Source organism: Novosphingobium sp. BL-S-21 (genome assembly GCF_055521655.1).
On sequence record NZ_JBVFVP010000003.1, the window covers coordinates 567,665 to 591,119 of the forward strand.

Genomic DNA, 23,455 nt, shown 5'->3' on the forward strand with positions numbered 1-23,455 from the left:
GGATCAAGTTCGATCGGCAAGCGATTCTCCCAAAACTTTCCGGTTCAGTCGCTCAATGAAGCCAAGCATGACCTCAAGCGCAACGTCGGCATCACCAGGCTCGACATGCTCGGCCGGATTGTGACTGACGCCATCCTTGCAGCGAATGAACAGCATGGCAGCAGGGCACAGTGCGGACATGACCATTGCATCATGCCCCGCTCCTGAAACAAGGCGCCGGAGCGGCTGCCCAGCCTCGGCCATGGCGCTCTCCAGCAATTGCATGAGGGCGGCATCGCAGGGGCTGGCAGGCAGATCGTGAACAAGCGCAAGATCGAGAACCAGGCCTCGCTGCGAGGCAAGTAGCTCCAGTTTTTCCTCAATTGCCTTGGCAGCGCGGTCACGCCGTGCCGCCTCGCCGGCACGTATATCGATCGAAAAGCGCACTTCGCCTGCTATCACGTTGGCAGCTCCGGGAGCCGCTTCAAACTTGCCAACAGTGGCCACGAGATCCGACGCGTCTCTCCTCGCTACTTGCTCGACGGCTAGCACCATCTCGGCGGCACCTGCCAACGCGTCCCGGCGTAGCGGCATGGAGGAGGTGCCGGCGTGGCCTGCCGCGCCTCGCAGCGTAACCGCATAGCGCAGCTGCGCGGCGATGCCGGTGACGATACCCAGCGCCAGGCCTTCGGCTTCGAGGACAGGGCCCTGTTCGATATGGGCCTCAAGATAGCCGACGATCTCACCGGGCGAGCGTCGCGCGGCCTCGAAGGTTTTCAGATCAAGCCTGCGAGTAGGCGTGCTGGCGGTAACCACGTCGTAATCGGTTTTGAACGAGGCAAGCGCGGCGGCCAGCGAAACGCCATCGGCATCGGCTATCCGGGCAAGGTCGCCGTCCAGCGTCCCTGCCACTGCCCTGCTCGTCAACATGGCGGCGGGAAAACGCGAGCCTTCCTCGTCCCCGAAACCATAGACTTCTATGGCAAAAGGCAAGCGGCGCTGCTGATCGTTCAGCGCGGCCACGCATTCGATACCCAACAGCACCCCCAACGGCCCATCATAGCGTCCGCCGTCGCGGACAGAATCGAGATGGCTGCCGATCACCAGCGCCGGCGCTCCAGGGTTCTGGCCTTCATAGCGGCCCAGGAGGTTCGCCGCAGGATCGAGGTCCACATGCATTCCCGCCTCCACCATCCAGGCACCGACGAGGTCCAAAGTGGTATGATGGGCAGGCGTCAGATAGCCCCGGTACAGGCCATGCTCAAACTCGCTATAGGGCGCGCGTCCAAGGACGTCGCAGCGGGCCGCCGCGCGGGCTCCGCCTACCATGCCGCCACCGCGCCATCGCTGCGCGGATCGCTGGCGCCTTCGAAAGTACCGTCCGTCAGGCGCACGACGGCGCCGGCATGGCCCATCATCTGAGTAAGCGGGCCGACGCGCTGAAGATCGTGCCCGGCCTCGGCAAGTTCAGCATAAAGCGCCTCGCTAAAGCCTTCCTCCAGCTTGAGGGAAGTCGTGACTTCACCCCATGTGCGACCGAGCAACCAGCGCGGGGCGCTGATTGCCTGCTGAAGATCGACGTCAAAGCGGGCATAGCGGCTGAACAGCGCGGCCTGCGTCTGCGGCTGGCCCTCGCCGCCCATGGTGCCATAGGCCATTACTCGCCCGTCGTCGAAGGCGGCCAGCGCCGGATTGAGCGTGTGGAAAGGTTTGCGGCCAGGTTTCAATGCATTCCAGCCACTTCTGGCAAGCCGGAACGAACTTCCCCGATTCTGTATGATTATCCCGGTCTGCGGAAGGACGAGCCCGGAGCCGAATTCGAAATAAGTCGACTGTATGGCAGAGACCACCCGGCCTTCACTGTCAGCCGCTCCGAACCAGCACGTATCGCCCCATTGCGGCGGTTGGGGCCAAGGCAACGCCTTGTCAGGCTCGATTCGCGCCGCAAGCGCATCGACAGCGTCCGGATCTCTCAGCAAGCCCTGGAAGTCGAACCGCGTGTGGCCCGGATCACCCACATGTAGGTCTCGCAGCAGGAATGCCTGCTTTGTCGCCTCGACCAGACCGTGGACGTGCGCGAAACCATCCGGCGCATCGACGCCGAGGCGGTCAAACAATGCCAAGATTAGGAGAGAGGCGAAACCCTGTGTTGGCGGCGCGGTGTTGAAGAGGCGTGCGCCCTTTATCCTGGCTGTAAGCGGTTGGGGACGGGTCGCCTCGTGAGCGGCGAGGTCCGAAGCTGAAATCGGACTGCCAAGCGCGGCAAGGTCCTCAGCTATGCGTGCAGCAAGGCCGCCCCGGTAAAAGCTGTCGAGCCCGTCCGCTGCAAGCGTTCTGAATGTCTGGGCAAGCGCCAGATTGCACAGAATGTCTCCTTTGGCCAATGGACGGCCGCGGGGCTCGAAAACGGACCTGTAGGCCCCCGGCTGAAGGCGTAGCTCATAGCCCTTGCCAGCGGCGATGGCTGCGCCCCCTGCGGTGACGGGCACTCCTTTTTCGGCATAGTGGATCGCACTAAGCAGCAGCCGTTCAAGCGAGAGTTCTCCGCCTCCTGTGCCGAGGGCTGCGGCCCAGGCCGAGATCGTCCCTGGCACTGTGTTCGCCGCCAGAGGCCCGCGCGCAGGCACTGCTTCGAGCCCGTCGTAGAGCGCCAGGTCGGCACGTGCGGCAGCGCCTCCGCAGCCATGAACAGCGTGAACATGACCATCGGGCTCACGTATCAGCCAGAAACCGTCTCCCCCGATCGCTGTCATGTGCGGATAGACCACGGAAAGGACTGCGGCGGTAGCAACGCTGGCTTCCACCGCGTTGCCCCCGTCGCGCAGGACTGAAACCCCAGCCTCGGCCGCCAGGTGATGCGGCGCCGTCACTATACCGTGAGAGGCCTTTGTGGCCGCGGTCATGCAACGGTTCACGCCGCCGTCCATTGCATATCGAACCACGCTGGCATAGCCGCGGCGGATGACACCACGAAGCCGGTAATGCCGTCGTCCTCAAGCTTCGCCGCAAAATGCATTAAGTCGGGCTCGCCGCCGGGCTTGCCGATCAGTTGCAATCCGATCGGTAACCTTCCTTCTCGGCGCAGCGGAACCGACAGCGAAGGTAACCCAGCAAAGGTGATCGGCTGAGTATGGATCCCGAGGTCAGCGCGGGCGGGTGAAAGTGCGCCGTCGATCAGAATCCGCGGGTCTTCGATCAAAGGCGCCGTGCAAGGCGTGGTCGGCGCGAGCAGTACGTCGAAATCGGCCATTACCTTTTGGAGTTCGCGCAGGAACGACCGCCTGAACCTGGACGCCTCTTCGTAGATACCACGAGGCAACAATACTCCGGCGAGAAGACGATCCCGCGTCGCCGGATCAAACGCCATGGCCTGTTCCGACAGAGCATCGCGATGTTGGCTCCCCCCCTCGAAGGCCGTCATGAGAAACGCAGCAGAACGCGCACGGCCGACATCCGGGAACTCGACCAACGGCGTGCCGCCTGCGATGACGTCAATCGCCGCAAGCTGCTCGGGATCGGCGTTCTCGCGAAACCGTCCTCCAAGGCGCGCTACTCTTAGCGGGCGGCCGCAGGGCGCGGCGTCTCTGCTCGAAAGAACTTCCCATACCAGCGCCATATCGCCCGCGCTGACGGTGAAGGGCCCGACATCATCGAAACTCTTTGCAAATGGAAAGACGCCTGTCAGCGGCAAACCTTCATGGGAGGGCTTCAGACCGTAAATACCCGTGAGGCTGGCGGGAACGCGCACCGAGCCATTTGTGTCCGACCCGAGCGAAAATGGCAGCATGCCACCGGCAACCGCTGCCGCAGACCCGCCTGACGAACCACCTGCCAACCGGCTCTGATCGTGTGGGTTGCGAGTAGTGCCGTGGCGCGCATTGATCGTCGCGAAGCCGTAGGCAAACTCGTCCATGTTGAGCGTCGCAACCAGGATCGCACCGGCGTTGCGTAGCCGGGCGATGGCCTCGGCATCGGCTTTGGCCGGCGGCGCTTCCGCATAGATTGTAGAACCTGCGGTGGTCGGCAAACCTGCAATGTCAAACAGATCCTTGACGCCATATGGCACACCCGCCAGAGGCCCCGGATCCGCGCCAGCTGCCACTAATGCGTCCACAGCCCGCGCTTCGGCTCGGGCGCGTTCGGGCAAAAGGCGAGTTATTGCATGGAGAGAATCACGTGATGGATCCGGCAACGCGGCAAGGCATTTCTCCAACAGGTCGATAGCGGAAATACGCCTGGAAAGAACGGCAGAAGCGATGTCGCGGACCGGGCTCAATGCCGGTTCTTTCCGGAAATCCCCCGCATCGTCGAAACGTGCCTGGAGATAATTTCAAGATTATCCTTCAATCCGGCATGGCACCTTTCCGGAACTGTAAGGCCCTGTGCGCTCGCCGCTTCTGCAATCTGCTCATCTGTCAGAGGAAGCTGGGCTAAATCTGTTTGGTTCTTGTAGTCAGGTATCGTGCTTACCCCTGCCTGGCCGGCAATCAAGGCGGCGAATTGGCGACCTTGGATCGCTCCACGACCTTAGGCGCACTCCCGACCGGGTCTATATCATATTGGCACACGCCCCGTTCGAGAAATGCGGGCGGCTGTCTCTCGAAGCCTCTTGGCGGCATCGAGCTGCACCATTCGGGGTTCATTTTGCGAAGATCACAGACCGGTCAATCCCAACCGGGGTCGTAACTCTTCTGAATCCGAGACAATGTCTGACCGCAGCCTCACAGCTCCTGAAGAGATCAAGGCTGGCGTTGTCAGGATGCCGAACATCATTAGCGCTGGCGCGCGCCTCGGCAGATTTTCAGTCACACCGTTAAGGTGAAAATTAAATACCCCGACTCCAAGCAAATCACCCGCAGTCGCAGCCAAACAAAACCGATGCTAAGGCAGGAGCTTCTGCTGCACGCTGCAAAGGAACTCGGCTGGTTCACGTCACGGTGTGAACCTTAGCAGCCGTCTTCCCGCAGGAGTTATAGCTCCGCCGATGCGCGAAGCCGAGCAGGAGGCATTATGCCTGATTTTGTTCGGCCCCCTGCCCTTCCCTGCCTTGCTACCCGGCTCGATTGTCATCCACGAAACAGAGAAACGGGCGCTGTTCGGCCGCATCGGCGTATGCGACCAGCAGCCGTCCTGTTTCCAAGGCCGTTAGAAGAAGTCATGCGCATTTCAGACAGCAGTGGACAAGCAGCGGCGGTCGCGTCAATGCAGTTTCAGGCGCGGCCGGACGATGCGGTTCACATGACCTACGACGATCAGTGCCGCGCCCTTAATCCAGCCGTGAATTGCAATCAGGTGCATGCGATACAGCGACATGTAGAGGAACCTGGCCAGCCGGCCTTCGACGGCCAACTTTCCGCCGACCAGATTGCCCATCAGCGATCCCACCGTCGAGAAGCGGCTGAGTGACACCAAGGATCCGTGATCCTTATAAACGAACGGAACCGTCGCGTTGCCGGTCATAAGGCGGCCCAGATTGCGGAACACTACGTCGGCCATCTGGTGCGCGGCCTGCGCGCGCGGAGGCACAGGACGTTCCTGGCCCGCCAACACGCAGAATGCACAGTCACCGATAGCGAAGACACGTTCATCTTTAGTTGATTGCAAGCTGGGACGTACCACGACCTGGCCCGAACGAGCCAATTCTAATCCATCCAGTCCACCGTCGATGGGTGCGGCCTTAACGCCGGCCGCCCAGACCTGGAGATCCGCAGCGATCACCTCGCCGCCGCGCGTCACCATACCTTCGGCTGTAGAAGCAATAATTTGGGTATCGGTGAGCACGCGCACGCCCAACGCCTCCAGTTCGTGATGGGCAGCGGCCGCAAGCCGTTCGGGCAGGGCCGGCAGGATGCGCGGCCCGGCTTCGATAAGCGTCACTTCGAGGCGGCTGCCGTCGAACACTTCAAGCCCATAGAAGCCCAGCGCATCTGCCGCGTTGAACAGTTCGGCCGCCAGTTCCACGCCGGTAGCCCCGCCGCCCACGATCGCAATCCGAACTCGCGCGTTGCTTGCCGGATTAGCAGTCATCTCGCGCGATACGCGCAAACACTGGTCGAGCAGCCGATCGCGGAACCGGTCTGCTTGCTTGTGGCTGTCCAGGAAGGTGCAGTTCGCTGCGACACCCGGAGTGCCAAAATCATTAGTAACCGATCCGTAGGCCAGCACCAGATAGTCGTAGCGAATGGTGTGGGCGGCAACCACTTCCCTGCCGGTGTCGTCGTTGACCGGGGCCAGATGGACTTGGCGCGCCGCGCGATCGATTGAGGAGAGCGTCCCGTAGAAGTAGCGATAGCCCCAGCGATGGCAGTGGCTGCGATAGCCTACCTCGTCCATGTTGGCATCGAGCGACCCCGTTGCAACTTCATGGAGCAGCGGTTTCCAGATATGCGTGCGGTTGCGATCGATCAGGATGATGTCGTGGTGCTTACGCCCGTAGCGCCTTCCCAGCTTGGCGGCGAGTTCGAGCCCCGCCGCGCCCCCTCCGACGATCACGATCTGCGTCTTGCCGATCTTCATTATCTACTCCGGGAAATTGAGGCGCTGTTTTATCAAAAAGAAAAGCCGGCCACTTGGGCCGGCTTTGAAAAGTATGGGAGAGGATGCCTGAAAGGCGCTTCGATGTTCCGTCATGCTGCAACGCAGCACAAGTGCAAATTTAGCGCTAAGCGATGAAAATAACTCAAGCGATGTTCCTGGTCTTATCATCGGGCGCCGTGAGCGATCCCGCACCATCCGTAAAAAGCATCTGGCTGCCGCTGCACAAGTTAAGGCGTTGAAATCGATTTGCGTGACGTCAACCCAAACGCACAATTTTCTCGACACTTAAATTCGCCGCTTCTCTCCTGCTACAACTCAGGGGTTTTCATCCCGTTGCACCTACCAGACCAGCCCGCTGCGAAATCGAGGCCGACACCGATCGGTGCAGAGTTGCGGGAAAGTGGCGTACCCGTCACCGCAAAGTTAGGCGCCTGCCCGTCGAAGCCCAGTGAGCCATCGGCAGGCAGGTCCCCGAAACCGTGCTGCCAAGTGCGGCAGCAATGCCGAGTTCTCGCCCATTTCGAAACGCGCTTGCGCCCTGATGCCCAGCGACGAGAACAGTGCATCGGCGTTCGACACCTTACCGGTTAGCGACACAGCCGAACCGCTTTCGTTGATGCTGCACGCGCCGAGATAGGCATAGGACAGACCTACGAAAGGCTTCAATGCCCCCTCCTTCAGGCCGATCGGATGGCTCGCTTCTCCGAACACCTGAGCGGCTGTGGCTTGATAGTCATCGCCCTCCTTGCTGCTGAAGCGGCGAAAGCCACGGAGCGGTCGATCAAAATGTCGTTATCCGCTACGCTGGCCTCAGCGGCGCGTCGCATTGCGCGACTATGGCCTGACCAGCTTCTGATAAGGCTCGAATACCGACGAAGGGTGGCATCCAGCGCATCAGCAGCGCACCTCGCTTAAAGGAGTTTTTGCCCGAGCTCTTAAATTCGCAAGAACGGAGCATCCAGAGCGTTAAGCGGCTCGCAGCCGCTTTCGGTAATCAACCACAGATCCTCCAGATGTACATTTCCGCCAGCATCCAGATGCAGCACAGGGCAATCCACGCTAAGCACCATATCCTTGCCGATAACATGATCCGCCTTGTTGAAATGGATCGTGTCGCCTTCAAAGGCTTCATCGGTATGGTACAGGCCAACGCTATGGGGCGTACAAGCTATATCGACGTCATGGCCCGCTGCGCGCGCCGCCTCCTTCCCAATCCGGCGCACGTCAGAATAGCGCAGACCCGGTGCAAGTGCTTGCGCAATAGCGTTATTAGCGCAGCTGGCCGCTTCCACCATCCGCAGAACTACAGGGTCGGGCTCACCAACAAATACCGTTCGGCCATAGTCGCCATGATAGCCCGCATAGTGGCTGACTGCGTCGACCTGAAAACTGCGTCCCTCACGGATCACACCATCGCGCTGGCGCATAGCCATGCTGTCAGTGGAAATGAACAGCGGAATTCCTCCGCGCCTGCCGGTTTCCGCAAAGAATGCTCTTCGCAGCTCCTCGTAAGTGTTGCCCGCCGAGATCGAACAAATAGCCGCGCGTGCCGCCTCGGCATTGCTTCGCGCCGCGTGACGCATCAGTGCAATCTCCCGCCGAGATTTCACCATTCGTATCCGGCGAAGCAGGGGCTCGGCGGCAAACGAACGGCAAGCCTCACTAAGCAGGCCCCCAACCACTGGCGCGTCGGCACAGAGGCTTCCCAGAAAAGGGGCAGTGGCCGCCTTGAGCGCCGAGGCGACGTCGGGATAAGCCGAAGTGCGCGCGAGAACATTAAGCGTGGATCGGCGGCTGAACCCGTCCCACGGATCCTCCCGGCCGCCAACCGGTTCAGCCAGGAAAACCGGCGCGGCGGCATCGCCTTCAAGCCCTTCGGGCGCGGTATAGAGCAGAATCTCGAGCCCACCTTCGTCGGCGGCATCATCGACGTCATGCAGATAATGGATGAACTGGCTGGTGATGAGCGTTACCGGCCGGGCGGCGTCTGCCGGCACGACCGCGAATGCCGCGCCGGTCTGCCCCATGGCCACCGTTTGCGGCCAAAAACCGCTTGCGTGATAAATGTTGGTGGGATCTGCCAAAACGAGCGCACCGACACCGCGCTCCCCCATCACCCGTTGCGCCTCGGCGCGATTGATCAGCGGGGCCAATCCCGACATGCCCGTCACCAGACCTCCGGCTTGCAGCGCAATTCCGGATGCGTCCCGAACATGTTCTCGGGAACGTCGAGGCCCAGGTTCTCACGTAAAGTCGTCCCTTCGTAAGACTTGCGGAAATGCCCCCGCTCCTGAAGTACGGGCACGACGTGGTCGACGAAGTCTTCCAGTCCGCCTGGAAGAAACGGAGGAGAAATGACGAAACCGTCCGCCGCGCCTTCGCCTTCCCAGTGTATCAAAGTGTCGGCGACATCCTGAGCCGTGCCAACGATCGTGTGCCCGGTGCGCCCCGCCGCAACGCGGCGCGCCAGTTCCCGGATTGGCAAGCGCTCACGTGCAGCCAATTCCAAAACACGGTCACGGGTGGAGTTCTGCCCCGCCAACGCCGCTTCGGGCAGCGACGGCAAAAGCGCATCGGGATCAGCCTGCGACAGATCGATGTTGCCCAAAAGTGCTTCCAGCTTCGAGAGCGCAACCGCCGCCGGGATCAAGTCGTCCAGTTCGCGCTTGAGTTCCTCCGCCTCGCGCCGCGAATGGCCGATGACTGGGGTGACGGCCGGCATGACCTTCAGGCTTCCCGGCAGGCGGCCCAGTACGGCGAGTTGCTCGTGCATGGCCGAGCGGAATGCCTTCGCCGTCTCGATCGAGGGATGGGAGGTGAAGATGACCTCAGCATGCGTGGCGGCGAACTGGCGCCCTGTCGCCGAAGCGCCGGCCTGAACCAGCACGGGATACCCCTGCGGGGGACGCGGTACGGTAAGCGGACCGGCGACGCGAAAGTGCTCGCCGATATGATCCAGCGCACTGATGCGGGCCGGATCGGTGTAGCGACCACTGGCCTTGTCGGCGAGCACCGCCCCCTCCTGCCAGCTGTCCCACAGCCGGCGCGCAATGGAGACGAATTCATCGGCGCGGGCGTAGCGCTCAGCATGCCCCATATGCGCTTCGAGACCGAAATTGTGTGCCTCGTTTTCCATCGTCGAAGTTACGATGTTCCAGCCGGCACGGCCTGCGCTCAGGTGATCGAGCGATGCGAAACGCCGCGCAAGGTCGTAGGGTTGGCTATAAGTGGTGGAAGCCGTTCCGATCAGCCCGAGGTTGCTGGTCTCCGCCGCGATCGTCGCCAGTACCGCGATAGGGTCGAGCTTGGGTGTTTCCAGTCCGGCGAACACGTCCGCGCCTTTGACCGGGTGATAGCCGAGATAGTCTGCCAGAAACACTCCGTCGAACAGACCGCGTTCGGCCGTGCGGCCCAAGTCGCGGAAGTAGTCGGCGTGGCATAAGGCCCGCGTGGCCGCGCGCGAGTGGCGCCAGCCGGCGATATGGCCGCCGGTCTGCATCAGGAAGGCAAGCAGTTTCATGACGTCGTTTTCGCCTCGCCTTTAAGGAACTGGTGCGGAATGAAGCGGCACGGAAAGACGCCCAAGGCTGCCGTGCCGCCGCTGGCATGGGCCTGTTAACAAGCACGGCCTCGTCCCGGGCGCCAATCAGGAATTCTTGGAGGTGATAAGCGCTTCTGATGCCCGGGACGCAAAATAGCGATGATACTATGCACCCATAGAGCGACGGAACGATGACAACAGGGTTTCGTTGAACAGCGAAAATCTGAATTACAACAGATAAAAAGCACGCTCGCAGGAAGAACGATCTCAAAGACTCAGGCCAATAACGGTCGGGGATCGATACGGGGAAGAAACATGACAAGCATCTCCGGGCTCCGCAGCGCCCTTCTATTGTCCTGCGCATCGCTCATCATGAACGCGGGCAATGCCATCTCGGCCAGGGCACAGGATTCTACGCCAAGCGCGGCTACTAGCTTACCCGGCGACATTGTTGTTACTGCGCGCAAGAGGGGAGAAGACATTCTCAAGACGCCGATTTCGGTGACTGCGCTTTCCGGCGAGGACATGAAGGCGCGTGGTGTGCAGTCCGTAACTGACTTGTCCGCCTTCACGCCCAGCATGAAGATCGTCTCCAGTTCCTCCGGCCGCAACGACCGCTCGTTCCAGCAGGTCATCATCCGGGGCTTCACGCCTTCCAGCGCCTCGGTGCAGACCGCCTCGATCTTCATAGACGGCGTGCCGGTTTCCACAGCCACCGGCATCCAAGCGATAACCGATCCCGAGCGCATCGAAGTGCTGAAAGGTCCGCAGAGCGCCTATTTCGGCCGCCAGACTTTCGCTGGTGCGGTAAATGTCGTCACCAAGGCGACACCCGAACGGCTCGAGGGCAGCTTCTCGGGCATGATCGGCACAAGGGACAATCACGAGCTCCAAGCGTCGATCGGCGCGCCGTTGATAGAGGGCCTCGTCGGCTTTCGCGCCACCTTGCAAGAAACCGCGAAAGGCGGATCATGGAAGAACCAGAGCGTCCCCGGCCAGACGCTCGGTGACCAGCGCACCCGGGCCGCGACCCTCGCTATGGAATTCACCCCTGCATCAAATCTCAAGGCCAAGGCATTCGGCCTGATTTCGAAAAACAATGACGGTCCCAACGCCACCGGGCTGCTCGCAGCCCACGCCGTCACCAATCCGGCTAACAGCGCGGTGATCGTGCCCGACAGTTCGAACTGCGCCTTTGGCAACAACCGCTACTTCTGCGGCAGCCTACCTAGCCTGCCCGCCGGCGCCCCTTCGATGAATACGGTCGATACGCCGTTCATCCAGGACTTCCTCGCCAACCCGCGCGGCCGGCTGATTGATCCCAAGGACGGCGTGCAGGGCTACGGCCTGCGCAGCCGCTTCTACCACCTGCATTTCAATGTTGACTGGGAAGTCGGCAGCGGCGTGACGCTGTCCTCCCTCACCGGCTACAACAACGAGCGCCGCAGTCAGCTTTCGGACCTCGATCTCTATTACAACACGACCGCGCCGAATTCGAACAACGCGGTCGGCACCGCGCCGGGCGCGCCGAGCTATTTCGACTATCCCTATCTCGTTGAGGCCGTCAGCAAGGACTTCTCGCAGGAACTGCGTGCCAGCTTTGACGACGGCGGCCCGTTCTCGGCGACGCTGGGCGGCAGCTATCTCAACGCCACCTTCCAGGGCGGCGGCGGCGGCAACAACGGCGCGCTCGGGACCAGCCAGTTCAGCGTCGTCTCCGGCAAGACCCGCAATCGCACGTTCGGTGCATTCTTCGGCCTGGGTTACAAGATCACGCCGGAGCTGAGCGTCAACTTCGACGGTCGCTACCAGATCGACACGATGTACGCCTATGCCCGTCCCGGCGGCCAGACGATCGCCTCTGCCGCCTTCGCGACGCCGGGATTTTACGAGGAAGGTACGATCCTCGCCAAACAGACCTATAAGAACTTCACCCCGCGTGTGATTGTCAATTACGACGTGACCCCGGACATGATGGTCTATGCCTCCTATTCGAAGGGGGTAAACCCGGCGGCGTTCAACACCGTGTTCCTCTCCAACCTGAGCCCCGCGGCGCAAGTGCTGGCGGCCAATGCCGGGCTCCGCATCGCAGTTGAGCCGGAAAAGCTCGACAACTTCGAGATCGGTGCCAAGGGCCGCGCTTTCGGCAACCGCATGCGCTACACGTTTGCCGCCTATTACGGCATCTGGAAGGACCAGCTCAACGCCAACGTCATCACTCTAGTCGATCCGGCGACGAGCGTGGTCTACAATATCCAGGCCCAGCTCAACACCGGCAAGGTCAAGATGTACGGCCTTGAAGGCGACGTCTCGTTCGCTGTAGGCGAACGCCTGACGCTCGGCGTGAACGGTTCCTACAACGAGAGCGATATCAGCAAGCTGAGTGCTCCTACGGTCACCGCTCTGACCGGGATCACGGACTTCAACGGCAACCACAACCCGTTGGCTTCGCGTTACAACGCTTCGGCATCGGTCAACTACACCGTACCTCTGCGCGGCGATGTCGAAGCTTTTGCCCGCGCCGACTTCAGCTACAAGTCGGGCGTCTACACCAATGCCTCGAACCTGACGAAGACCCCTGACATGACGCAAGTGAACCTGCGGCTCGGCTTCGGCAATGACCGGTACACGCTCGAAGGTTTCGTTACCAACCTGTTCAACAACAAGGCTTATCAGGCTGCCACCGACTTCACGTTGCTGGAACGCACCAACGCCTACCTCTCGCCCTTCTCGGCGGTAGCCGTGGCACTGCGCGATCTCAGGACGTTCGGCGTGCGGTCCACTATCAAGTTCTGAGCCCCAGGCTGGTTCGAACCTCTTGCCGGGGCGCCCTATTTTTCCCTCTGGCGCCCCGGCCTCTTTGCCCTGCAGAAATGGAGACGGCGATGAGCGACTATGATCTCGTCATTCGCGGCGGCACCGTGGCCGATGGCACCGGTGCCGGGCTGTGGGACGGCGACGTTGCTATAGCGAACGGGCATATCGTCGCGACCGGGGCCGTCCCCGGTTCGGGGCGCGAGGAAATCGACGCGCGCGGCAAATTAGTTACGCCGGGCTTCGTCGACATCCACACGCATTACGATGCCCAGGTCACTTGGGATACGCAGTTCTCGCCCTCGACCAACCACGGCGTCACCACCGTGCTGATGGGCAATTGCGGCGTCGGTTTTGCGCCCTGCCGGCCCGAGATGCGCGCACAGATGATCGACGTCATGGAAGGCGTGGAAGACATCCCCGGCATCGTCATGGCCAAAGGCCTTCCCTGGAATTGGGAAACTTTCCCGGAATACATGGACGCCATCGCGCAGCGGCAGATGGATGCCGACTTCGCCGTGGCAGTTCCCCATATTCCAGTGCGGGTCCACGCAATGGGCCAGCGCGCGATCGCGCGCGAACCGGCCACCCCCGCCGATATGCAAACCATGGCCGCGCTCGTGTCTGATGGCGTAGCGGCGGGCGCTTTCGGCTTTTCCACCACACGGGTGGTCGGTCACCGCACGGCCAGCGGCGAGCAGCTTCCTGTAACGACCGCGAGCGAGGACGAACTCATGGCCATCGCCCTGGCCATGAAGCCGCATGGGCAGCACCTGTTCATGTCGGCGTCCGAGTTCGACACGGCCAACGGCTTCTCCTCCGAATTCCGCATGCTCGCCCGTATCGCCGAGGCGTCGGGCCATACGGTGACGTTCCCACTACTCCAATACAACGAGGCCCCGGATCGCTGGCAGGAGATTGCCGAGGCTTGCGCCGCCGAGCGCGAGCGCGGGCTCGATATCTATGGGCAAATCGTCGGCCGTCCCGTTGGCGTGCTCTACGGACTGCAACTCAGTCTCAACCCATTCCGAGGCTGTCCCAGTTACGATCGCATTGAGCACCTGCCTGTCGCGAACCGCGCCGCCGAAATGCGCAAGTCCGAGGTGCGCGCGGCGATCTTGGCCGAGATGGAGCTACCGCTCGATCCTGTGAAGTATCCGGCGTTCATGCGCGATATCGCCCGCTGCTACGCGATGGGCGGCACCCCCGATTATGCACCTCCCGAACGCGAGCGCTTCGACAACCTGGCCCGCGAGCGCGGCTGCACAGTTGCGGAAGTGGCCTACGACGCGTTGCTGGAGGATGACGGCCAGGCGATCCTCTATTTCCCAGCACGCAATTTCACCCGCTACAACCTCGACGTCGTCCACGATATGCTGACGCGCGAGGAAACCGTGCTCGGCCTCGGCGACGGCGGCGCTCATGTCGGCGCGATCTGCGACGGCTCGATGCAGACCTTTGTGCTCACCTACTGGACCCGAGACCGCAGGGGCGAGCGCCTGCCTATTGAGGAAGCCGTGCGGCGGATGACTCGTCATACCGCACAAGTAGGCGGGTTCGGCGATCGCGGCCTAATCCTACCGCGCTTCAAGGCGGACCTCAACGTGATCGACTACGACAAGCTCTCCCTCGCCGCGCCGCGCGCCAGCTTCGACTTGCCCGCCGGCGGCCGCCGCCTGACCCAGACCGCCAGCGGCTATGCCGCCACCGTGGTGTCTGGCCTCGTCACCGCCCGCGACGACAGGCCCACCGGCGCGCTGCCAGGGCGTCTTGTGCGCGGACGACGCTCCTCTCCTCGCCCCAACTGACCAGATCGAGAATGCCCTTGCTCCTGAATCGTGAACGCGCCGACGCCCTGATGGACCGGGATCGCATCGATCTCGTCGTCGCATCCAGTCCGATCAACACCTACTACCTCTCCAGCTGGGCGACCGACGCCAGTTGGGGCTTTGGCGATCTTGCCTTGGCGCTCCTGCCCCGCGACCCTTCGCGCGACGCCGCCGTGCTCACCGTCGAAGTAGACATGGGCCAGCCTCAGCAGGGGCAGGGCACCTGGATGATCGTCCGCGGCTATGCCCGCAAGCCCGGCATCGGCGCCGGCGGCGTACAAGGTGTGCTCACCGCCGAGGGCCTGCCGCAGAACCATCAGGAGGCGGTGGCCCAATACTTGCGCGAGCTCGGTTTGGACAAGGGCCGCATCGCCTTCGAGGATCGCGGACTAGGCCTTGACGTGAACGCCCTCCTGGGCGGCACCATCCAGGTGCTCCCTGCGCGCGATCTTCTGCGCGACATGCGCATGGTCAAGACTCCGGCGGAAATAGGCAATATGCGTGCCGCCGCCCGCAAGACCGAACTGGCCTTGCAGATCTCCGCCGAAGCCCTGGCCGCCGGCGCCACTTGCGCCGAGGCCGAGCGGGTATTCTGGTCCGCCGCTGCACTCGCGGGCGGACGCCCGGTGTTCCTGCTCATCACCCCCTACCGCCCCGGGTTCGGCCGTCTGGCCAAGACCACCGAACTGCAACATGGCGACATGGTGACTTTCGACGCAACCGCCGAATTTGCCCATTACACCAGCGATATCGGCCGTACCGCCGTGATCGGCGAACCCTCCGCCGAACAACTAAAGCGCTACAATGCCACGCGTCTGGGCTGGCAAGCCGCGCTGCCGGAATTTCGCGCCGGCCGGCTGTCCACCGATGTCGAGCAGGCTGTCGTCGCCTCGATCCAGGCCCACGGAAATCCAGAGTTCCGGGCCTGCGGGCTCCACTCGGTGGGGCTGGAGCACACGGATCATCCCCACCCCGGCGGCGGCATGCACAGTTTCGAACTGATCGACCGCATGGTCCTGAGCTGCGACCTGCCTTGGATCGGCCCAGAAATCGGCAAGTTCCATTTCGAGGATATCATCTATCTCGACGGCGACAGGGTCGAGATCCTCAACGATGCAGACGGCCGCCTGCTGGCCTGCATCGATGGACGCACTGTCCGTGTCGACTGATACCTCTCCTTTCCCGCCGGTCCGGCAGACGCTCTGGCCGATGCTGCTGCTGTTTCTTGCCGCGAACTTCTACAGCATCGACAAGGCGATCGTCGGTGTCTTGGCAGAGCCGATAAAGGCGGATCTCGGCATCGACGATATCCGCATGGGCCTCCTCATGGGCCTTGCCTATTCGCTGCTGAGCGGCGTGTGCGGCCTATGGCTCGGCTCCCTGGTGGACCGGCATGTACGAAAGCGTGTTCTGGGCGGCGCGATCATTGTCTGGAGCCTGTCGACCGCGCTTGGCGGCCTGGCCCCGAACTTTGCGACGTTCTTCGTATTGCGCGCCTTGGTCGGCCTCGGCGAAGCGGCAATCGCCCCGGCGGCGATGTCGCTAATCGCGGACATGTTCCCGCCGGAGCGGCGCGGGCGAGCGCTCAGCGCCTATCTTATCGGTGCAACCATCGGGACTTCATTGTCGTCGGTCGTTCCTGGAGCGATCCTCGCTGCCAACCTGCATATCGCGCTGCCGGGCTATGGACTGGTCATTCCCTGGCGCAGTGCCTTCCTGCTGTGCGGCGCCATCGGACCCCTCGTCGGCCTGGCTTTTCTGACCATCCGCGAACCCGCCCGTCGAGGGATCGGCGCCAGCCAGACTTGCGAGGCAGAGGTACCGGCGCAAGTGGGCGAGAAGCTGTCCTACCTATGGCGTCACCGTACGCTGGTCGCGCCACTGTTCGGAGGCTTTTGCCTCTATTACGTCGCCTTCGTAGGCGTGACGTCGTGGACCGCGCCGCTGCTGATGCGGACATATGGCCTCACCCTTCCGCAGATCGCCAACCTGCTGGGCCTGGGCATGCTGATCGCAGGTATCAGCGGCTATGTCCTGGGCGGTCTTGCTGCAGATAGCCGTGCCAAGGCACGCAAGTCCGGCCGGATCGGGCTGATGGTCGTACTGCCGATCCTTGCCCTGCCGGCCGCCTTTTCGGGACTTGCCCCGGGCCTCGGATTCGCCATCGCGGCGCTTGCCACGATCAGCCTCACCACGCCCATGCTTAACGTCGCCATGAACGCGACCGTGCAAGAGATCGTGCCCAACGGCATGCGGGGCTTCTCTTATTCCTTCCTCAGTGTCGTGGCCGCGCTGCCGGCCGGTGCCGGCGGCCCCTTCGCCATCGCCTTCGTATCCGAAAACGTTCTGGGCGGTCCCTCGCGCATCGCCGCCTCCTTCGTCTGCGTCGTCCTGCCCTGCCTCATGCTGGCAGCGGCGTGCTTCGCTCTTGCCGCTCGCGCCTTTCGTACCGCGCCCGCGGACGGAGAACTGGCGCGCGTCATCGCTGCCAGCCAAAATTGATTTTCCCGGAGTTCAACAATGACTGACGCCCCCAGGCAAATGATCCTCGCCACCTTCATACATAACAGCGGCGCCCATCCTGGCGGCTGGCGCTGGCCGGGAGCCCCGGCGGCCGATCAGCACGACTTCGCGCATTACGCCCAACTCGCCCAGACGGCCGAGCGCGGCAAGATGCACTGCTATTTTTCGGGCGATTCCCAAGGATTTCCGCATATATCGGGCCGCGATGCCTTCGCCGCCACCGACTACGGCGGCAAGCTGGAGCCGACCACGCTGCTGGCAGCGCTGGCAGTCGTGACGAAGCACATCGGCCTGATCGCAACGGCTTCCACCACCTACAATGAGCCTTACGCGATCGCCCGCCGCTATGCCTCGCTCGACCATATCTCCAAGGGCCGTGCGGGCTGGAACGTGGTGACTTCGGCCAGCGACAGCGAGGCACGCAACTTTGGCCGCAACGTCAACATGGACCACAGCGCCCGCTATGCCCGCGCCGAGGAATTCGTCGACGTAGTCCGTAATCTCTGGGACAGCTGGGAAGACGGCGCGATCCTGCGTGACCGCGCGGCCGCGCGCTATTTCGATCCGGGCAAAGTCCATCAGCTCGACCACAAGGGTGAGCATTTTGCCGTCGCCGGTCCGCTGAATATCGCTCGCCCGCCGCAAGGTCATCCCGTTATCGTCCAGGCCGGCGGCTCCGGGCCGGGACGGGCACTAGCGGCACGCACGGCGGACATGATCTTCACTGCCGCCAGCTCGCTGGAAGTGGCCCGGGAATTTCGAGCCGACATGCGCGGCCGCGCCGCCGCCTTCGGGCGCAACCCGGATCACGTCAAAGTCATCCCCTCCGTCCAGCTCATGGTCCGTGCCAGCGAAGCCGAGGCGCGTCGCGCCGACGAGGAGCTGCTCGATCTCGTGCCCGAAGCGCTGGCACTGCGCACGTTGAGCCTGCAACTTGGCGTCGACCTCTCGCACCTCTCAGTAAACGATCGCCTGCCCGACCTGCCGGAGACCAACGGCGGTAAGTGGGTGCAGCAGCAGATCCTGCGCATGGCGCGAGAAGAGGATCTGCCGATCGGTCTGCTCGCCCGCCGCGTCGTCGTCTCGCGCGCGAGCTTCTCGTATACCGGCACCCCAGAACAGGTAGCGGACCTCTGCGAAAACTGGTTCCGCGCGGGCAGCGCCGATGGCTTCTCGCTCTCGCCGAATTACCAGCCGGGCGTTTTGGAGGACTTCGTGGACCAGGTCATACCCATCCTGCAGAAACGCGGACTATTCCGCCGCGAGTACGAAGGCGATACGCTTCGCGAAAATCTCGGCCTGCCCAGACCGGAGAACGCATTCGTCGCCGATCCCGGCCTCGGTCGCGAGCCGGATATATGGGCCTGACCGTCCCCAACGTCGAAAAGGAATAGAGGAATGTTGAACCGTCGCGATGCCGCCAAAATGCTGGCCATTGCCGGTGCGATGAGCGCCCTTCCCGTAAAGGCCGCGCACAGTGCCGGCCCCACCGTCGTTCCTCCCGCCGGGCCATGGACGCGCCAGGGCGATCTGCGCCGCGCGGGCGGCGTCCTGCACCACGCCGTTATCGGAGAAGCGGTTACCGGCAAGCCACCGATCGTCTTGTTGCACAAGCTCGGTGGTTGGCTTTCCGACTGGCGCTTCGTGGCGCCGATGCTGGCCGAAGGACGGCAGGTGATCGCCTTTGACCTCCCAGGCCACGGCGGTTCGCGCTGGGATGGCCCCGCGCCCTACATCCAGACGTTGGGCGAGACGGCCGCCTTGCTCGTTGGTGCTTTCGACGAACTTGGTCTGGAGCGGGTCGACCTGATCGGCACGTCCCTAGGCGGTTGCCTTGCCGTACCGCTCGCTGCGTTCTGGCCCGAGCGGGTACGCAAGCTGGCGCTAGTTTCGTGCGCGCTTGGCCCGCGGCGTTCGCTGTCCGAAGTCAAGGCCGCGGTGGACGACAAGCAGGGTGCCCTTTTCGATAAGAACGGCGATCCCCTGCCAACGCCGCCCGAACTGCTGACGCAGATCTTCGGCATCATCAACACCGGCCCGATCAATGCCGATGGCGTGCTCAGCCGCAAAGCCGCCGGCCGCTGGATCCAGCCTTCCGAGCGCGGCGTCGCCGTGACCGATATCGCCGGAACGCTGGCGCGCGTCCAGGCGCCGACGCTCTTGGTCTACGGCGATCGTGACAAGGCCTATCCCAAATTCCGTCCCGCCGCCGAAGCCGCGCTGAAAAGCAGCCGCACTGCCGTAATCAAGAACGCGGGCGCGTTCGTGATGCAGGACAATCCGCCTGCAACCGGCAAAGTTCTCAAATCCTTTGTAGGGGACTTTGACCTCTAGCCGGCCCGATGCGCGCAGCAATGGCGAACGATCGCCTTGAGCTGCCGCACCGTTCGGTTTTCGTAACGTTCGTTCAGGGTAATGAACCCAAACGCGGGGGCTGGAATTTCCGAGCCGGGCAGGCGCCGGAGCGACCCGCTCGCCAGTTCGTCAGCCACGGCCTCGCAGGCAACCATACCGATCATCCCCGAGTGAAGGATCATGCTCTTCACGAAAGTGGTGGATGACGCCTTCACTGCCTTGCACTGCTTCGAATAGCCGAACTTGCGCAGGATCGTGACGACATCGTCGTTGTCTATCGGATCGGCGGTCTCGTAAGCGCTGACATGAGCCCAAACGAAATCGGTCCCTGCCGCGAAATCGTGTTCGTCCATCGCGAACACCGGATGGTCGGGCACCGCCACGACTGCATATTCGCGCTTGAACAGGGGTTCGAACGCGAACGTCTCGCTGCTGTATCCGTCGGGCAACCCGCAGAAAGCGAAGTCCAGTTCGCCGGCGGACAACAGGTCGAGAAGCTGGGTCGTGTACCCTTCGCGCACCCACATGTCGACTGGCCCCGACTGGTCGACGAACTGGCGCATGGCTCGGCTCATCATGTCGTTCATGATGATCGGATGAACTCCTACCGCCACTTTGGGAACGCGGTTGGCGGTCGCCAGATCGTTTATGATCCGCTGCTCTTCCATCAGCATCAGCCGGGCGCGCTGGACCAGCTTTTCACACATTTCGGTCGGGCGCACGCCGGTCGGACCCCGCTCGAACAGGCTAGTGTTGAACTCTTCCTCGAGCTGCCGGATGCTGAGCGTCAGCGCGGGCTGGGTGACACCGACCGACTTGGATGCCTTGCGCAGGCTGCCGCTCTCGTAAATCGCGATCATTCGCTTGAGCTGCACCAGGTTCACGAAGCGTTTTGCTCCTTAAAACCACAGGATCGCATGTTCGTGCGGATTAGCCAAGAAACGCTGCGATCTCGCTCACCACGCGCGCTGTTTCCAGTTTGAGTACACCGTGCTTCACGTCTGCCAGATCCACGCGCCGACCGTTCCGGAAAGTATGTGCGGTGGCCAAAGTCACGTCCCACAAGTCGTCTTCCGGGTTCATCACCAGCACCGGCTGCTCAACCTGCGCCATAGCGCCGAGGAAATCGTAGCGATAAACCGAGATATATCCCCAGGGCATTCGCGCGCCCAGACGCAGGCATTCGGCCATGTTGACATGGCGCTCTTCCCAGGAGATGCGCGGATCGCTCAGTTCGCCGATGATCGACCAGAGCCTCTCCACATGGTCGAGCGAAGGCCCCGGCGGCGGGAAAGCCTTGAGCAGATTGGCCAGTTTGTCCTCACGCACTTCGGCGGGATAGGCAGCTAGTCCGAAGACGACGACCTTACGCACCCTATCTGGCAGGCTGCGAGCAAGCTGCGTCGCGATGAGGGAGCCGGTGTGAAATCCCAAGACATCAAAGCAGCCCGAAGCAATGACGCCCTGTGCACCCAGGTCCGCCATAAGCTGCGCCATTATCTCGGCGAAGTCCTCGATACTCGCGGGTTGAGGCGGTGCGTCGCTCATGCCGTAACCGGGCGTGTCCACCGCAATCACCGTGCGACCGGTGGAAAGCGGTCCCATCACCGGCAGCCAGTCCGCGCTGCTACTGGGGGTCTGGTGCAGGCAAAGCAGCGGCACCCCCGCACCATTGCTATGCGCAAGGCGGTAGTGAAGCTGGCCAAAGCGGCTCTTGGCGTAGCCGCGCGTGATCGTGGTCATGGCAGGTTCCGTACTTGGGAGGAAATGCGTGACGCAGCGCGCAATGCGAGCAGCGCCGAGATGAGGAGAGCCGCCATTCCCACCACGGCCATTGAGTGGCCCACGGCCAGCGGTGAGGCGAAAACGGACTCGGTGAGATAGGCGACAGCCAGCGGACCCAGTGATCCGCCGATGATCGTCATCACGAAGGCATAGAGCGCCACGGCAAAACCCCTGACCTTGTTCGGGGAAATCTCGGAAATCACCGAAAGCATGGTGGTGCCGTAGATCGCGCTCACCATCATGACCTCACCCAACAGGACCATCGCCGCCGTCCCGCTGCTTGCAAGGAGCGGCAGGCTTGAGGGAATTCCCAAGAGCGCGATGCCCGCCGCAAGGCGCATGCGGCCTCCCGGGCCGGAACGTGCGCCGACCCGGTCGACCACAATCCCGGCAACGATCGCACCTGCCACCGCCCAACAGACCTGGCTCATACCCAGCCCCTTTCCGGCCGCACCGAGCGGGTATCCGAATGCCCGCGTCAGGAACACCGCCCCCCAGCCGGTGGCGACCGAGCCACCCATTGCGAAGAGGGCCAAGGAGCCGTAAAGCGGCAGAAAGACCGCACGCTGCGCGGCCAGCAATGCCAATCCCTCGGCAAACGAAACCTTGGAATCGCCATCGCCCCCGTCAGTCTGCCGCACCGGCTCGCGAAGCAGGAACAACAGCAGCACTATCAACAGCCCCGACGCGCCGACCAACGCAAAGGCAATGCGCCAGGGGACAAGATGTCCGATGAACGGCAGGTTCGCAAAGATGCCTTTGGGTGCAAGATCCAGGATAACCCCGCTGATCAGCGAACCCAAACCGTACGCAATCATGCTGCCGAACACGTAAAGCGCCATGGGACGTCCGCGCCGTTCGGGCGGGAACAGATCGCTTATCATCGTGACCGCGCAAGGCCCGAGCACGGCCTCTCCCACGCCAATGAACAGGCGCGAGGCAAACATCGAGCCGAACCCTTGCGCGAAACCACCCGCAACGGTTGCCGCGCTCCAGACGAGAATGCCGGCGATCAAGAGCCTACGGCGGTTCACGACATCGGCCACGGCGCCAAGGGGCAGGCCAACCGTGACGTAGAAGATCGAGAAGGCAAAGCCCTGAAGCAGTGCGATCTGCATTTCGCTGATGTCCAGGTCGCGGCGTACCGGATCGATAACAAGCGCAAGCATCCCGCGATCCACCGTCGAAACGATCTGCGCGATGAACAATGTTGCGACCGTAATCCAGGCTATGGCCGGGCCGATAGTCTGGTTTTTGGCGTATTGCCCGTGGGCCATGCATTTCCTTTCTGGCGCTTGGGGCAAAGCTTATCGTGTGTCTAACTCCGGTCATGCAAGTGCCGGCGACTATCCGCTTGACGACAACCCGTGGTACACGGCGGCTCCGTCTCTCACCGCAAGGTCCAAAACATCGGACTATTCAGCAAAACTGGGATAAAGCCGTTTAGGCATCTGAGCAGCGCCACGATGGGTCTAATCGAGGCTCCTGGTGGTCGTTGAAGTCATCAACGCGGCAACGAGTCTGTCGGCTAGTGATCCGCATCACACGCTTGGTCCCCGCCGGAGAACGGCAGAAAACGCCCTATGTCAGATTTCGCGGGAGGTGTCGGAATGGCATCTGTGGCCGCCCCTTCGGATGCAAGCAGCAAATCGGGGTATGTTGGCACGTTGTCGGATGCTCTCATCTGTCCGGCCTCGATGAGCAACGCCATAAGCTGCGGGCCAGTATGGGAGTTCGCGGACTGGATCCATTACAGTTTTACGCGCTTGGCTAGCGCTCTGCCATTTCCTGGTTCTTCCAGCCCCGTCTCGCCGACGGTTGTGCCATACCCTGCTTCGACCGCCTACGTCCCCGACGCCTCTGACCGCAGTCTTGGCTTACACCGCGACAGCTGTCGGAGCTCTGTAATCTTCATTCTTGGTGAGCAGCGCCCAGATCATGCGCGCCATCTTGCTAGCTAGCGCGACCGGCTTTTGCCGAGTGCGACGTCCACATAGGAAGGTTCCGTCCGCCGAAGACCCACCGCGCGGCGGCCCATGGCGACCGCGAAGACGACCCTGAACCCGGCATACGGTCAGCTCAAAATCTGCTT

The 23,455-nt window shown here is 62.5% G+C and carries 17 protein-coding genes and 1 pseudogene; 8 read left to right on the forward strand and 10 right to left on the reverse strand.

What is annotated here, in order from left to right:
• Nucleotides 1-3: 3 nt before the first annotated feature.
• The 3 genes from ACZ1J6_RS24950 to ACZ1J6_RS24960 are packed head-to-tail and all read right to left on the reverse strand — an operon-like array spanning nucleotide 4 to nucleotide 4,255.
• Nucleotides 4-1,308 (reverse strand): allantoate amidohydrolase, encoded by a 1,305-nt coding sequence (locus tag ACZ1J6_RS24950; RefSeq protein WP_465128401.1) that lies wholly within the window; start codon nucleotides 1,306-1,308, stop codon nucleotides 4-6.
• Nucleotides 1,302-2,882, reverse strand: a complete 1,581-nt coding sequence (locus ACZ1J6_RS24955) for a gamma-glutamyltransferase family protein (RefSeq protein ID WP_465128402.1) — start codon at nucleotides 2,880-2,882, stop codon at nucleotides 1,302-1,304. The genes ACZ1J6_RS24950 and ACZ1J6_RS24955 overlap by 7 nt, the downstream gene beginning before the upstream one ends.
• 8 nt (nucleotides 2,883-2,890) lie before the next feature.
• A complete protein-coding gene (locus ACZ1J6_RS24960) occupies nucleotides 2,891-4,255 on the reverse strand; it encodes an AtzE family amidohydrolase (RefSeq protein ID WP_465128403.1) in 1,365 nt (454 codons plus the stop codon).
• 521 nt (nucleotides 4,256-4,776) lie between these two features.
• Between ACZ1J6_RS24960 and ACZ1J6_RS24965 the strand changes: the two genes are divergently transcribed.
• Nucleotides 4,777-4,929, forward strand: a complete 153-nt coding sequence (locus tag ACZ1J6_RS24965) for a DinB/UmuC family translesion DNA polymerase (RefSeq protein WP_465128856.1) — start codon at nucleotides 4,777-4,779, stop codon at nucleotides 4,927-4,929.
• 34 nt (nucleotides 4,930-4,963) lie between these two features.
• Entirely contained in the window at nucleotides 4,964-5,128 is a 165-nt protein-coding gene (locus ACZ1J6_RS24970) for a hypothetical protein (protein WP_165921560.1), read from the forward strand.
• A 50-nt stretch (nucleotides 5,129-5,178) separates the two neighbouring features.
• Here the strand turns inward: ACZ1J6_RS24970 and ACZ1J6_RS24975 are convergent, their stop codons facing one another.
• The 4 genes and pseudogenes from ACZ1J6_RS24975 to ACZ1J6_RS24990 form a co-directional block, all read right to left on the reverse strand.
• On the reverse strand, nucleotides 5,179-6,495 hold the full coding sequence (locus tag ACZ1J6_RS24975) for an NAD(P)/FAD-dependent oxidoreductase (protein ID WP_465128404.1): 1,317 nt from the start codon (nucleotides 6,493-6,495) through the stop codon (nucleotides 5,179-5,181).
• 444 nt (nucleotides 6,496-6,939) lie between these two features.
• Nucleotides 6,940-7,260: pseudogene (locus tag ACZ1J6_RS24980) on the reverse strand (autotransporter domain-containing protein); the annotation flags it as partial.
• A gap of 191 nt (nucleotides 7,261-7,451) precedes the next feature.
• A complete protein-coding gene (locus ACZ1J6_RS24985; RefSeq protein ID WP_465128857.1) occupies nucleotides 7,452-8,678 on the reverse strand; it encodes a M24 family metallopeptidase in 1,227 nt (408 codons plus the stop codon).
• Nucleotides 8,679-8,683: 5 nt separating this feature from the next.
• Nucleotides 8,684-10,036 (reverse strand): LLM class flavin-dependent oxidoreductase, encoded by a 1,353-nt coding sequence (locus ACZ1J6_RS24990; protein ID WP_465128405.1) that lies wholly within the window; start codon nucleotides 10,034-10,036, stop codon nucleotides 8,684-8,686.
• A gap of 393 nt (nucleotides 10,037-10,429) precedes the next feature.
• On the opposite strand from ACZ1J6_RS24990, the gene ACZ1J6_RS24995 reads away from it, so the two are divergent.
• The 6 genes from ACZ1J6_RS24995 (at nucleotide 10,430) to ACZ1J6_RS25020 (ending at nucleotide 19,557) form a co-directional block, all read left to right on the forward strand.
• Nucleotides 10,430-12,853: a TonB-dependent receptor gene (locus tag ACZ1J6_RS24995; RefSeq protein ID WP_465128858.1), complete on the forward strand. Its 2,424-nt coding sequence runs from the start codon at nucleotides 10,430-10,432 to the stop codon at nucleotides 12,851-12,853.
• An 89-nt stretch (nucleotides 12,854-12,942) separates the two neighbouring features.
• Nucleotides 12,943-14,679, forward strand: coding sequence for an N-acyl-D-amino-acid deacylase family protein (locus tag ACZ1J6_RS25000; protein ID WP_465128406.1), 1,737 nt, complete (start codon nucleotides 12,943-12,945; stop codon nucleotides 14,677-14,679).
• Between the two features lie 17 nt (nucleotides 14,680-14,696).
• A complete protein-coding gene (locus ACZ1J6_RS25005) occupies nucleotides 14,697-15,869 on the forward strand; it encodes a M24 family metallopeptidase (RefSeq protein WP_465128407.1) in 1,173 nt (390 codons plus the stop codon).
• A complete protein-coding gene (locus tag ACZ1J6_RS25010) occupies nucleotides 15,859-17,202 on the forward strand; it encodes an MFS transporter (RefSeq protein ID WP_465128408.1) in 1,344 nt (447 codons plus the stop codon). Before ACZ1J6_RS25005 ends, ACZ1J6_RS25010 begins: the two co-directional genes overlap by 11 nt.
• A gap of 18 nt (nucleotides 17,203-17,220) precedes the next feature.
• Nucleotides 17,221-18,591, forward strand: coding sequence for an LLM class flavin-dependent oxidoreductase (locus ACZ1J6_RS25015; RefSeq protein ID WP_465128409.1), 1,371 nt, complete (start codon nucleotides 17,221-17,223; stop codon nucleotides 18,589-18,591).
• 30 nt (nucleotides 18,592-18,621) lie between these two features.
• Complete coding sequence (locus ACZ1J6_RS25020) at nucleotides 18,622-19,557, forward strand: alpha/beta fold hydrolase (RefSeq protein ID WP_465128410.1); 936 nt, start codon at nucleotides 18,622-18,624, stop codon at nucleotides 19,555-19,557.
• Here ACZ1J6_RS25020 and ACZ1J6_RS25025 read toward each other — a convergent pair.
• Genes ACZ1J6_RS25025 through ACZ1J6_RS25035 form a run of 3 tightly spaced genes read right to left on the reverse strand, consistent with a single transcriptional unit; the run spans nucleotide 19,554 to nucleotide 22,640 of the window.
• Nucleotides 19,554-20,462 carry a LysR family transcriptional regulator gene (locus ACZ1J6_RS25025; RefSeq protein WP_465128411.1) on the reverse strand — a complete coding sequence of 303 codons (909 nt, stop codon included), beginning with the start codon at nucleotides 20,460-20,462 and terminating at the stop codon, nucleotides 19,554-19,556. The two genes, ACZ1J6_RS25020 and ACZ1J6_RS25025, sit on opposite strands and share 4 nt — an antisense overlap.
• Before the next feature lie 46 nt (nucleotides 20,463-20,508).
• Nucleotides 20,509-21,321 (reverse strand): alpha/beta fold hydrolase, encoded by an 813-nt coding sequence (locus ACZ1J6_RS25030; RefSeq protein WP_465128412.1) that lies wholly within the window; start codon nucleotides 21,319-21,321, stop codon nucleotides 20,509-20,511.
• A complete protein-coding gene (locus tag ACZ1J6_RS25035) occupies nucleotides 21,318-22,640 on the reverse strand; it encodes an MFS transporter (protein ID WP_465128413.1) in 1,323 nt (440 codons plus the stop codon). The genes ACZ1J6_RS25030 and ACZ1J6_RS25035 overlap by 4 nt, the downstream gene beginning before the upstream one ends.
• Nucleotides 22,641-23,455 lie beyond the last annotated feature (815 nt).

Bases quoted from the DNA above. Each gene is read 5' to 3' on its own strand.
- ACZ1J6_RS25015 (WP_465128409.1), top strand. From the start codon at position 17,221: ATGACTGACGCCCCCAGGCAAATGATCCTCGCCACCTTCATACATAAC.
- ACZ1J6_RS24990 (WP_465128405.1), bottom strand. From the start codon at position 10,036: ATGAAACTGCTTGCCTTCCTGATGCAGACCGGCGGCCATATCGCCGGC.
- ACZ1J6_RS24985 (WP_465128857.1), bottom strand. From the start codon at position 8,678: ATGTCGGGATTGGCCCCGCTGATCAATCGCGCCGAGGCGCAACGGGTG.
- ACZ1J6_RS24955 (WP_465128402.1), bottom strand. From the start codon at position 2,882: ATGACCGCGGCCACAAAGGCCTCTCACGGTATAGTGACGGCGCCGCAT.
- ACZ1J6_RS25000 (WP_465128406.1), top strand. From the start codon at position 12,943: ATGAGCGACTATGATCTCGTCATTCGCGGCGGCACCGTGGCCGATGGC.
- ACZ1J6_RS24970 (WP_165921560.1), top strand. From the start codon at position 4,964: ATGCGCGAAGCCGAGCAGGAGGCATTATGCCTGATTTTGTTCGGCCCC.
- ACZ1J6_RS25035 (WP_465128413.1), bottom strand. From the start codon at position 22,640: ATGGCCCACGGGCAATACGCCAAAAACCAGACTATCGGCCCGGCCATA.
- ACZ1J6_RS25020 (WP_465128410.1), top strand. From the start codon at position 18,622: ATGTTGAACCGTCGCGATGCCGCCAAAATGCTGGCCATTGCCGGTGCG.
- ACZ1J6_RS24995 (WP_465128858.1), top strand. From the start codon at position 10,430: ATGAACGCGGGCAATGCCATCTCGGCCAGGGCACAGGATTCTACGCCA.
- ACZ1J6_RS24950 (WP_465128401.1), bottom strand. From the start codon at position 1,308: ATGGTAGGCGGAGCCCGCGCGGCGGCCCGCTGCGACGTCCTTGGACGC.
- ACZ1J6_RS25030 (WP_465128412.1), bottom strand. From the start codon at position 21,321: ATGACCACGATCACGCGCGGCTACGCCAAGAGCCGCTTTGGCCAGCTT.
- ACZ1J6_RS24975 (WP_465128404.1), bottom strand. From the start codon at position 6,495: ATGAAGATCGGCAAGACGCAGATCGTGATCGTCGGAGGGGGCGCGGCG.